Raw genomic sequence first — 12064 nt, forward strand, 5'->3', positions numbered from 1 at the left:
GAAAACAGTTATATGAAGCTGTTTTATAGAATTTCACTTTCTGTTGACAAAATGGAACATACTTCCTGTAGAAAAATCTCTAAACTGCGCGCATATTAAGAGGATCACTATTCAATGTTCAACGTTTTTTCAATAAATAGCGCATCTAAAGTACTGACATATTTTTTAATATCACTATTACTTAGCGCTTGCAGCGGCGGTAGCAGCTCAGGAAAACAGACCAATAATACGCCTTCACTTCAGAGTCTCTCATTATCAACACCACCAACAACAATGATATCTGGCGAAACCTTTCAAGCCAGTGTGACCGGTTTATACACCGACGACTCAAGTTTTGACTTAAGTAGCGACGCTGGCTGGAGCTCTAGTGACACGAATATCCTGACAGTGTCAGACAGTGGCCTGATTACGGCAATCAATGCTGGTAGTACTACGATTACAGCGGCTTTTTCTGGAGAATCAGCCAGTTTCAGCATAAACGTAATTGCTTTAAGCAGCATTGCGATGAGCATCATTCCCGACGATCTTGAGGTCGGCGACAGTGTGCAATTAAGTGCTAACGGAACCTACACCGATTCATCAAGCGAAGACATCAGTAACGATGTTATCTGGGCCTCTAGTAATAACACTGCTATCAGCATAAGTGCCACAGGCCTGTTATCGGTAAACACCGCTGGCAGTGCAACGATCTCTATCGAACACAATGATTTGCTAGATCAACAAGACGTGGAGGTTGTCGTTCTTTATAGTGTTAGCATTACCACCTTGCCTTCCGACATCGAAGTCGGCAGCATCCAGCAGCTGGTAGCAAACGCGCACTACTCAAATAGTACAACAAGTATTATCACCTCAGCCGCTAACTGGAGTTCCTCTGATCCGAGCATTTTGCATATCTCCAACGAAGGCTTACTTACCGCACTAGCACCTGGTGACGCAACCATTACAGCCAGTTATGAGGGTGAGCACGCTTCAAGTACGTCTACTGCATACACATTGAGTTCACTTAGCATAACACCCGCCGCGTTGACACTGGCAATTGCTTCATCTCACACTCTCACGGCAACCGGAATTTATACGAACAACACCACAAGCGACCTTAGTCCTGAGACTTCTTGGCAATCGAGCAATAACAACATCGCCACAGTCGATGAAAATGGCTTGGTAGTCGCTGTCAGCGCTGGCAATACCAATGTCACAGCAAGTATTGGCGACATCAACACAAGTCTGGAGCTAACGGTTTCTCCTGCTACATTGCATTCTATTTCAATTGATTTACCCGACACTCTAATTGCCGGACTCACTACTGCTTTATCAGCGACTGGCACCTATTCCGATGGCAGCACCCAAAACATTACCGCTGAAGTAACATGGCAAACTAGCGATATCAGCCTTGCCAGTATCGATAATGAGCTTATTACCGCCATTCAAAGTGGGGAGGTGCAAGTCAGCGCTATTAAAGGCTCTACAACTGGGTTAAAAAACATTGTTATCAGCCCGGCTCAAATCGACAGTCTGGTTTTGACCCCGCCATTGATCACACTAGCGAAAGGAACTCAAAGCGAGGTAAACGTCACCGCCATTTTTACTGATCAAAGCCACCAAGATGTTACTAGCCAAGTCAATTGGAGCGCTGACTCTCCTGAAATAATCTCAATTGAAGCGGGCTCATCACTTGTTAGCGGACTGGATATCGGCAGCTCAAGCCTGAGTGCTGAGCTAGATGGCCATAATGCTGCCAGTACGGTTACGGTAAGCAATGCAGTACTAAGCAATATAAGTATTCTTCCTATTAACAGCTCCCTACCAAAGGGGCTAAGCCAAAGTTTCAGTGCTCAAGGAACATACAGTGACGGCTCAGTTCAGGACATCACCGAACAGGTAACCTGGACATCGAGCGACTCGGCAATAGGCTCTATTTCAAACGCTGCGCTATCTGAAGGTTTAGTCAATGGACTAGAACTGGGATTCGTAAACATTTCCGCCACCCTGGATGATATTAGTATATCGACTAGTCTAAGCATTCAAGACGCCGTATTAACCGCAATTGAAGTTCAGCCAGGAAATATCAGCCTAGCTAACGGGCTTCAAATACAAGCCATTGCTTTAGGCTCCTATTCTGATGGAGAACAAATTGATATCAGTAAAGAGGCCAACTGGAACACAAGCTCTAGTACTGTTGCAAGCGTAGAAAGCCCTAGCGCTCCGGTTATCAGCGCTAATGCAGAAGGCGAAGCCCTGATCTCTGCCGAACTAGAAGGAATCAGTGGTATTAGTTTAGTGACAGTAACAAGTGCGACACTTCAATCAATATCACTGACGAGCGATAACACAAGTATTCCGGCTGGGTTTACAGAACAAGTCAAAGCAAGTGGCTTATATACCGATGCATCGACTAAAGACATCACCCACCTCGTCACCTGGCAAAGCGAAGACAATCAACTTATTACTGTCGACAATAATGTAGATAGCCCAGGACTAATTCGTACCGTTGCCCCCGGTAGTACACGTGTCAGCGCCAGCTTTGAAGGCCTATCGTCCAGCGCAACCTTCACAGTGACGGACGCAATACTAAGTTCTATTGCTATTACCAGCCCTGCTAGCGCGATAAACGTTAACGATGAACTGCAACTGAGTGCCATTGCAGACTACTCCGATAACAGCAGCAAAGATCTCACCCAAGAAGTAAGCTGGATAATCAGTGACAATGATGTTGTATCTATCGAGACGGCATCGAATGACTACTTTTCTAATCAAAGCGGTTTGCTAAAAGCTCTGTCAGCCGGCACCAGCGATATATCTGCCCAGTTACTAAACAGCTCAGGAGAACTTATAAGCTCTAACACTCTGAGCCTCACAATCTCGGAAGACCCTAACGCTACTAAAGCGATATCACTGTCACTGACTCCAAACGTTATTCTAAACAACGGTATTGATAGCTCTATTGTGTCCGCGACTTTAAGCCCTAACTCGGCTAGCGGAGCAATTCCAGATAACACTGAAGTGAGTTTTAGTATCACTGATAATGGCACCACACATATCGAAACGGCTTATACCAGTAATGGCGTCGCTCAAATTACCCTAAGCTCTGAGAATATTGGTCTGATATCAATTGAGGCTTCGAGCAATCAAATTCATAGTTCGTCAGCAATATACAGTACAAATGATTTCAGAAATGTCATCGTAAGCTACGCAGAAGCAGAAGTATTATATGATGCAGAAAACGAGGTCTTAAAATCTGGCAGCACTTTACTAACACTTGTCCGAAACCTATCAAATCGCGACTTCGATCTACCATTAATTGCTGTTATGACTGGCAATCCAGACCCTCAAATACATTTACCTGAATCACCTTTTGACACATCCCTTCTAACAGGAGATCAAGTTTTATCGGGAGGAGAAACAAACGCATTTGGCTACGCCCTATCTGAAGACGTCAGCGGCAGCATTTTTTATATCCTTTATGCATTAAGTGACGACACAACAAATACAGATTTTATAAGCGGTTCTGTATTCAGCTTCCAGTAAACGCCCCTCCCGACAAGAAACGAACCACTCACCACGAGTCTGGTTCGTTTCTCGCCCAGCAACTAATCCAGCGCAGTTTTCGCACCAATACAGTGCCGAACTTCCCCTCCTAAATATTAAGCACTTTTTCTTAAATGGCCTATGCTGAAATAGATTGCGGCTGACAAGTAGTTGCGTCTTCACCACACTAAAAATGTCAGTAACGACGAACTAAAATAGCAATAATAGGAAACAACCATGTCCATCTCTCGAAAAGTTCTCCTCGGATCACTTTCAGTGTCCGTTGTTTCGGTACTATTAACCGCTCTGATTACAGCAGGTGTTGGATTTAATATTGCCGAAAGCGTTATTGAAAACGAAGCACGGAAAGCGCTCATCACACAGCGAGAATCCCAGAAGGACTTTATTCACAGCTACCTACAGACTATCAAACATGAGCTTAAAGCTTTCTCTGCAAGCCATAGTGTCGTCGACTCAGCTGAAGGCTTCATCGCTAGCTATGATGATTTTCCTAAAACCGTCAGTAGCAACGAAATATCTGACAAGTTAGAAGATTATTACACCGGGCAATTTGGTGCCACCTATGCCGAGAGCAATCCAGGCTCTTCATTATCTCCCGGCAATTTACTTAACAGCATTAGCGATAAAGCCCGTTTAATGCAATATCACTTCATTGCAGACAACGCTAACCCCTTAGGTCAAAAAGATGCCTTAGACTCACTCGACTTTAGCTCCGATTACAATGAGGTACACAAAGAGTATCACCCGGAGTTTAGAAAGCACCTTAACGAATTCCAATATTACGACATCTTTTTGATCGATATTGACTCAGGCGAGATTATTTACTCCGTTTTCAAAGAGCTCGATTACGCCACCTCTTTACTTACCGGGCCTTATAAAAATAGTGACTTAGCTAAAGTCTATAAAGAAGCTGCCAACGCAAGTGACCCTGACCACATAGCCTTTACTTCTTTTCAGTCTTATACGCCATCTTATGAAGCTCCTGCCTCCTTTATGGCAAGCCCTGTGGTAAATAAACAAGGTGAGAAAATCGCCGTTTTGGCTTTTCAAATGCCTATCGATGAGCTGAACCGAATCATGACCCATAACGAACAATGGGAAAAGTCTGGTATGGGCTATTCAGGCGAAACTTACCTGGTTTCTCAAGAATTCAAAGCTCAGAGCAAGAGCCGCTTCTTGGTTGAAGACAAAGAGAACTTCTTAAGCGCGCTTAAAGAGAGTGGCGTAAACGAGAAGACGCTTAAGCAAATTGATCTTAAAAACACCAACATTGGCTTCCAAGAAATCCGTACTCCCGGTGTAGAGAAAGCCTTACGGGGCGAAAGTGGCTTTGATATCTTTCCAGACTACCGAGGCGAAGAAGTTCTCTCTGCTTATGGTCCTCTAGAGTTTGAAGGTAGCCGATTCGCACTGCTATCAGAAGTCGACTACGCTGAAGCGCATGCTTTTGCAGGGGATATGATTCGCTCCTTTGCCATATCGGTATTCATTATTGCTGCCATTATTCTGTCTATCGTTGCTTATATCGCTTGGGCATTTTCCAAATCTCTTTCTACTCGCCTCAATACCGCTGTCGAAGTTTCCAATGCCGTTGCCAAAGGCGAAAGAGTTCATATCGAACAAAGCTCTCAGCAAGATGAAATCAGCGACCTAATGAGCGCTCTAGATCGCATGCAAACAGAATTGATTGGCGAATTCGAGCGCCGAGCAGAAGAAACCAGCCGTGTGACTAGCGCCCTGAAAGTTGCCAATACCAACCTGATGATGGCAGATAATGACCTTAACATCATCTACCTCAATAATGCGGTCGAAAAAATGTTTAAGGATGCTGAGTCAGACCTTCGCAAAGACTTACCTAAGTTCTCTGCCGATAACTTGATGGGTGTAAATATTGATGTTTTCCACAAGAATCCGGCTCATCAAAGACAGTTACTAGCCAGCTTAACGCAAAGCTATGAAAGTACTGCCAAAGTCGGTGGCCGCAGCTTCAGAATTGTTGCCAACCCTGTTGAAAGCGAGAACGGCAACCGTTTAGGTACTGTTGTTGAATGGGTAGACGAAACAGAGATGCTCGCCAAGCAAGCGCAGGAAAGACAAGAGGCTGCTGAAAATGTACGCCTGAAACAAGCTCTTGATAACGTAAGTGCTAACGTAATGGTTGCAGACGCCGAGCGAAACATCGTCTATATGAATGATGCCGTACTTGAAACACTTAAAATCGCGGAAGAAGATATTCAACAAGTACTTCCACAGTTTGATGCCAACAATTTACTTGGGCAATCAATTGATATCTTCCATAAAAACCCAAGCCATCAGAAAGAGCTACTAGAGAATCTAAGCGCTCAACACAAAGCCAATATTCAAGTTGGTCGACGCCATATGGAGCTATCAGTCAACCCGGTTAAGACCGAGTCCGGTGACCGTGTCGGTACAGTTGTTGAATGGAAGGATAACACTGAAGCATTGATAAAACGTGAGAATGAGTTACGCGTAGCAAACGAGAATGCTCGCTTAAAAGAAGCATTGGAGAATGTCAGCGCCAATGTGATGGTCGCCGATTATGATCGTACCATTGTCTATATGAACCCTGCGGTCATCAAAACACTCAAAAATGCAGAAGCGGCAATTAAATCAGCCCTACCCAACTTCGATACCGATAACTTATTGGGCCAGAGTATTGACCAATTCCATAAGAACCCGAACCATCAAATCAATGTGCTTGATAACTTGAGCGGCGAACACCAGGCTCATATCGAAGTCGGTGGCCGCCACATGGAGTTGCGCGTTAATGCCGTTGCGAATGAAGCTAAAGAGCGCATCGGAACAGTCGTTGAATGGTTCGACCGTACCAATGAGGTCATGATTCAGCAAGAAGTTGATAACATCGTAAACGCTGCAAGAGCTGGTGACTTGTCTCAGCGAATCGCTATAGCCGGTAAGGAAGGCTTCTTCAAGCAATTGAGTACAGGACTAAATGACGTACTCGATAATACCGACACCTTCATTTCTGATATGAGCAAGCTCTTTGAAGAAATGGCTGAAGGTAATTTGAGTCAGGCACTCTCTACTAATTACCAGGGTGATTTTGAGAATATCGCTAACAATGCTAATGCCACGCTTAGCAAATTGAGTTCTGTTCTAAGTGAAATCATGGGCATATCAAGCTCTGTAAATGAGTCCGCTAATGAGATCTCACAAGGCAGCGTCGACCTAAGCAACCGAACAGAAAGCCAGGCCAGCTCTCTGGAAGAAACCGCTGCCAGCATGGAAGAAATTACCAGTACGGTGAAAGAAAGCGAGAAGAACTCAGACGATGCAAACTACGAAGCTAACGATGCTCGTGTGAAAGCCGAGTCAGGCGGACAAGTTGTTAATCAGGCGGTTGAGGCGATGAAAGAAATTTCTGAATCCAGCAACAAGATTAATGACATTATCGGCGTCATTGATGAGATAGCTTTCCAAACTAACTTATTGGCACTTAACGCAGCTGTGGAAGCCGCAAGGGCAGGTGAACACGGACGTGGTTTTGCAGTGGTGGCAGGTGAAGTTCGAACCTTGTCCCAACGCTCCGCCAGTGCCGCGAAAGAGATCAAAGACCTTATTCGCGACAGTGTCAATAAAGTCGAGTCAGGCTCAATGTTAGTCAATCAGACAGGTGAAACCTTAAATGGCATCGTCCACTCCGTAGAGCAAGTTGCACGCCGTATAGAAAGCGTCAATGTTGCTGCCAAAGAACAATCTAACGGAATTGGACAGATCAACCAGGCCATTTCGCAAATGGATGAGATGACACAACAAAACGCAGCCTTGGTTGAAGAAACTGCCGCTGCGTCAAGGTCTATGAGTGACCAGGCGAGTAAGATGCAACAATTGGTTCGTTTCTTCAGAACCTAGTCTGTCTGTGGCATAATTCGCAGCCTAAACCGAAAGGGGAGTCATTTGACTCCCCTTTTTTTGCACCAAAGTCTCAAACCTAGATAAAAACGAACCACTATATGTCAGCACAAACGAACGATATTCTTCAACAAGAACTACTTAGCAATCTATCTCGCTACCAAGATAGAGCGGCTCGCGTTTTCCATGGCAGAGGTAAATACTTTGAAGCGCTAAGCAGTCTGAATATTGAGTGGTACCCGCCCTATTTATTTGTGCAAAACTTTTCAGAAAGTCTTAGTGATGATATCGCCGCAAGTCTCAAAAAAGTATTTGACAACAATCTGTATATTTCAGCGATCATCATACAAACACGCAGTTGGCCTGAGTTAGAAACATCTATTCTCTACCAACGAAGCGAGTGTGAACTCCCGATTGAGCATACCGCTAAACTGAGCGACAAGCTTAAAAGCCATGTGAGCCTAGGAAAAAACCGAAACACCGGCGTGTTCCTGGATATGCGTGCAGGTTGGCAATGGGTTGAAGAAAATGCACAGGACAAGTCTGTGTTGAACCTGTTCTCTTATACCAGCATATTTTCCTTGTTTGCCCTAGAAGGTGGCGCCAAGAAAGTTATTAATATGGATATGTCTGCTGGCGCACTCCGAACAGCTCAGCGTAATCATAATCTCAACGGAATCAGTCAGGGTAAAGCGAATTTTGTAAAACGGGATATATTGAAGTCACGCAAACAATTTTCTTCTTACGGCCCCTTTGACTTGATTATTACCGATCCCCCGCCCTACCAAAAAAAGGCCTTTCGAGGCTGGCAGGACTACAAGCGACTACTTGGCTGGTGCAAGGATTGCCTGAACGAGAATGGCACTTTACTTGTCAGTCTCAACAATCCGCATGTTACACATCAGCAGTTTAAAGATGAACTGGGCGACTGTTTCCCAGAAACCAAAGAAATGACCATCATAGATAGCTGTGCAGAGATCAAAGAAAACGACCCTAGCAAAGGCTTAAAACTCATTGCAGTGAGCTTATAATATAGAGAGGGCAAATCACCTAAACTGAGTCAGCTATTCTTCTATTACATCGATGGTGTAAGAAAGGAAGCGCTCTCCTTCACCGGCCCCGGATTTCAATATCACGGTAAAGCCAATAAATAAGTCTTCGCCACTGCCAGGAGAAGGCAAACCTGTAACGGGAGGTTTTTTATACGTGACGCCCTGATACTTCAGCTTAAAGTTCTTTAGCACAATCTTAGGATCGTCCTCAGTACTCATCACATCAATCGTAATTGACTGCTCAGTATCGCTAGAGATTCTATAGTGACCCGATACCGCATGACCGCCGACAATATCAGCATTGGTCGCAGCAGCTAAGTTTCCGTTTGGCTTTAAGACTATTTTCTTACGTGCATCAGGTATTAAAGCTAAAGGTAATTCTGCCTGCTGCAGTTCTTCAATTATGACCTTTGCTTTTCGGTATTTAACTGTTTGTTAGATGGTTTATTATTGCGCCAGCAATAATAAACCATCTAACAAACACTGACCGAAAACGTTATACGAACCAACATGAAACAGCGAAACAAATCTAGCCTTTGGCTTTTCAAGAATACATTATTAATTCTACTTACCGCACTCATCTCATTCCAAGTCTCTGCCGGACTTGTTCTTAACCCTCAGCGCATCGTGTTACAAGACAGAGAAAGAAGTGCAAGCTTGGACTTACTAAACACTGATTATAAAGCAGGACGATACCAAATATACTTCGAGCACAAGTATATGAAAGAAGACGGCAGTATCGTTGATATAGAAAACCCAGAAGAAGGTGGGCCCTATGCAGGCGATATGATTCGTTACTCCCCTCGCCGAGTTGATATTCCTGCCGGTGGATCTCAAACAATTCGTGTCGCCGCTCGACGCCCTAAAGGTTTGGCAGAAGGGGAATATCTATCTCACCTGGTACTTAAACAGATCCCGCAAAAAGCTGACGCGAACTCTCCGGCTACCCCAAAGAACGATGAAGATATCCAACTAAACCTTGCCGTTCAGCCAGTATTAAAACTAGCAATCCCCGTAATCGTTAGAAAAGGCGCTTCTACGACCACGGCAAGCATCTCTGACATTCAGCCAATCGTGCAAAACGAGCAAGTAGAAGAGCTCCACTTCTCGCTTCATCGCCAAGGAAATTTTTCTCTCTATGGGAACGTGGAACTATATGAGAAGAACGGTGAGCAACTTGGCTCCCGCGTAGGCTTTATTCGAGGTATCGCTTTATATACTCCAACTTTAAAACGACTAGTCAAAGTCCGCTTAAGCCAAGCGGCATCATTAACTGGAAAAGAATATCTTCTACGCTTTACTGAGGACGAAAAGTTTGGTGGCAGCAATGTCATCGAGCAAACGATAACATTCTAGACACCTGGCAGACTCTTATAACGTAAGATGGATTTTACCTAATATGCCACGCTATGCCGGCCTCTCGATTTTTCTCGTTTACTTAGCTGTATGGGAGCATGCTTTTGCAGAGCTCCCTCCAGAACCTGTTGAGTTGGCAGAGGATAATATACTGATCGTACAATTAAGTTACGATCAGCTATTACTCGAATAATCTCTTTTCGTCTATCAAACACCCGAGAATACATTTATTCCCGTACAAGGGTTGATAGATTCTCTGGATTTTCCTCTAACGCTAAATTTGGATTCGCTGTCGCTTGATGGCTGGTTTATTTCAGAAGACCGAAACTTTTCTCTCGACATCAATCAGAAAAGTGTTTTTCTCAAAGGCGAACGCCAAACCTGGCCAAAAGATTTTCAGTATGCACTTGATGGTTTTGATTTATATATTAATTTAAAAAGCATCGAGCGATGGTTCGACCTCAGCTTACTGCTGGATGTATCGCAACTTGAACTTAAACTATCGTCCTCAAGTCCACTACCAATCGTGACACAAAAGCTGCGAGCCCAGAAAAGAGCCAAGCTAAAGCCACAAGCTAAAGCTCAAACGGCTCACGACTACCTTCCCAATGAATACGACTGGCTTGGTTCCCCTTCGTTTGATATTGAGTTTTCACACAGTGCTGAGCGCTTTGAGAAATATAACGATCTGACGGGCAGGTATGAGGCAGATATCAGCCAATACAGTTCGGCTACTGTTCAGGGTGTCATGGATATTCTGAAACACTCTCTACAAACCAGTTACGTTAACCAAGATGGGGCTCAAGACCTTAGACTTACCTTTAGCAAAGCGGCAAGCGGGCCAGAGCAACGATTATTTCTGGGTATCGATCAATATAAGTTTGGTGACGTAAACAGTCATTCCAGTGCTTTGCTTTCCGGCTCCGTTAGTGGCAGCGGTGTCCACTTAAAGCGCGGTAGCAATGCACTCCAAGAACAAAGCAGTGACCTACTTCTAGAAGGCGATGCACCGCCGGGCTGGGAAGTTGAGCTTTATCGAAATGGCGCTTTAATTGACTTCACAAGCACATCTAGCAATGGCCAATATCGCTTTGACAAAATTTCTACCTATTTAGGAGAGAACATCTTTGATATTCGTATCTATGGGCCCCAGGGACAATATCGAAGCGAACAGAAAAAAATCACGGTCGGAGGTCAAATGCTGGCCAAAGGTTTGTGGGACTTTCAACTCTATGCTCTAAATAGAAACCAGCGCCTGCTTAGCCTTGAGGAAGAGGAGCTTGACGAGTCCTCATCTTTTTTTATGTCTGAATTTAACGCAGGGCTTAACGACTATCTCACCATTCAAGGTGCCCTCAGCCGCTTTACCCCCATAGACAACGAGATAGAACATCTCTATACAAGCTTGGGCTTTTTCGCTTCGCTTGGTGGAGGTTTTGGACAATTGAAATATGTCTCTGACCAGCAAAGCGGCCACGCATGGTCACTTGCATACAAGACCCGCTTGCTTAATACCAATATCAACTTTGATTTAGAAAAATATACAGACTTCATTAGTGATAAGAACCCGGATGGGAAACTGGAGCTGGATAGCAAACTACGAATCAATGGTCTTTGGGCAGATATCTGGTCACAAGATATATCCTACGACCTGGAGCTTCAACATGCTCAATATGCTAATGCACAGGAACAATGGCAACTTTCTAAACGCTTAAGCACACGCATTGGTCAGACCCAAATTGCCAATCTAATCAATTACTCACACAATAATATAGATGACGTGGAAGACTCTCTTATCACCACGTTAAGCGCAACCAGGCGCTGGCATAGCTGGAGACTCAAGACCGAAGCTAACTATAAAATATTACCGAAAGGTGTTCTGGACTCCATCCAATCGAGTGCCAACTATCAAGCAAGTAAACGGGTAAGTTATCAAGCCTCGTTAGGCTACATTCTATCGGAAGAAGACACATACAGCTTCGACAATATGATCAGCTGGCGTCTGGACAAATACTCGTTTTCTCTTTCTGCCGGATTTGATACACAAGACCATCAAAGTATTGGCTTAAGCATTAGCTCTGCCCTTGCCTACGACAAACCTCATAATAGCCTCTACCTTAGTCCTGAAAGTGTGGCCTCTAGTGCCAGCGTGCTCGCACACACATATTTGGATCACAACAATAACGGTAGGTTTGATGAACAGGACAGCCCTCTTC

Annotated in this window: 7 protein-coding genes; 6 read left to right on the forward strand and 1 reads right to left on the reverse strand. The window is 44.4% G+C overall.

Annotation, left to right across the window (positions count from 1 at the left end):
• Positions 1 to 114: 114 nt before the first annotated feature.
• The 3 genes from A3763_RS14615 to A3763_RS14625 all read left to right on the forward strand — a co-directional run bounded on the left by A3763_RS14615 (position 115) and on the right by A3763_RS14625 (position 8471).
• Complete coding sequence (locus tag A3763_RS14615; protein WP_068511807.1) at positions 115 to 3525, forward strand: Ig-like domain-containing protein; 3411 nt, start codon at positions 115 to 117, stop codon at positions 3523 to 3525.
• A 237-nt stretch (positions 3526 to 3762) separates the two neighbouring features.
• The gene (locus A3763_RS14620) at positions 3763 to 7440 is read left to right on the forward strand and encodes a methyl-accepting chemotaxis protein (RefSeq protein ID WP_068511804.1); all 3678 of its coding nucleotides are present in this window, start codon (positions 3763 to 3765) and stop codon (positions 7438 to 7440) included.
• Between the two features lie 101 nt (positions 7441 to 7541).
• A complete protein-coding gene (locus A3763_RS14625) occupies positions 7542 to 8471 on the forward strand; it encodes a class I SAM-dependent methyltransferase (protein WP_068511800.1) in 930 nt (309 codons plus the stop codon).
• A 33-nt stretch (positions 8472 to 8504) separates the two neighbouring features.
• Here A3763_RS14625 and A3763_RS14630 read toward each other — a convergent pair whose 3' ends face one another.
• Positions 8505 to 8711, reverse strand: coding sequence for a hypothetical protein (locus A3763_RS14630; protein ID WP_068508080.1), 207 nt, complete (start codon positions 8709 to 8711; stop codon positions 8505 to 8507).
• A 291-nt stretch (positions 8712 to 9002) separates the two neighbouring features.
• On the opposite strand from A3763_RS14630, the gene A3763_RS14635 reads away from it, so the two are divergent.
• From A3763_RS14635 to A3763_RS14640, 3 genes are all read left to right on the forward strand, one after another.
• Entirely contained in the window at positions 9003 to 9848 is an 846-nt protein-coding gene (locus A3763_RS14635; RefSeq protein WP_068511797.1) for a molecular chaperone, read from the forward strand.
• A gap of 43 nt (positions 9849 to 9891) precedes the next feature.
• Positions 9892 to 10041, forward strand: coding sequence for a hypothetical protein (locus tag A3763_RS27635; RefSeq protein WP_156495103.1), 150 nt, complete (start codon positions 9892 to 9894; stop codon positions 10039 to 10041).
• Positions 10042 to 10128: 87 nt separating this feature from the next.
• Positions 10129 to 12064, forward strand: a 1936-nt coding sequence (locus A3763_RS14640) for a hypothetical protein (protein WP_068760176.1), incomplete at its 3' end; no start/stop codon positions are given.

This window comes from Oleiphilus sp. HI0128, from assembly GCF_001635365.1.

Bases quoted from the DNA above. Each gene is read 5' to 3' on its own strand.
- A3763_RS14615 (WP_068511807.1), top strand. From the start codon at position 115: ATGTTCAACGTTTTTTCAATAAATAGCGCATCTAAAGTACTGACATAT.
- A3763_RS14620 (WP_068511804.1), top strand. From the start codon at position 3,763: ATGTCCATCTCTCGAAAAGTTCTCCTCGGATCACTTTCAGTGTCCGTT.
- A3763_RS14635 (WP_068511797.1), top strand. From the start codon at position 9,003: ATGAAACAGCGAAACAAATCTAGCCTTTGGCTTTTCAAGAATACATTA.
- A3763_RS14630 (WP_068508080.1), bottom strand. From the start codon at position 8,711: ATGAGTACTGAGGACGATCCTAAGATTGTGCTAAAGAACTTTAAGCTG.
- A3763_RS27635 (WP_156495103.1), top strand. From the start codon at position 9,892: ATGCCACGCTATGCCGGCCTCTCGATTTTTCTCGTTTACTTAGCTGTA.
- A3763_RS14625 (WP_068511800.1), top strand. From the start codon at position 7,542: ATGTCAGCACAAACGAACGATATTCTTCAACAAGAACTACTTAGCAAT.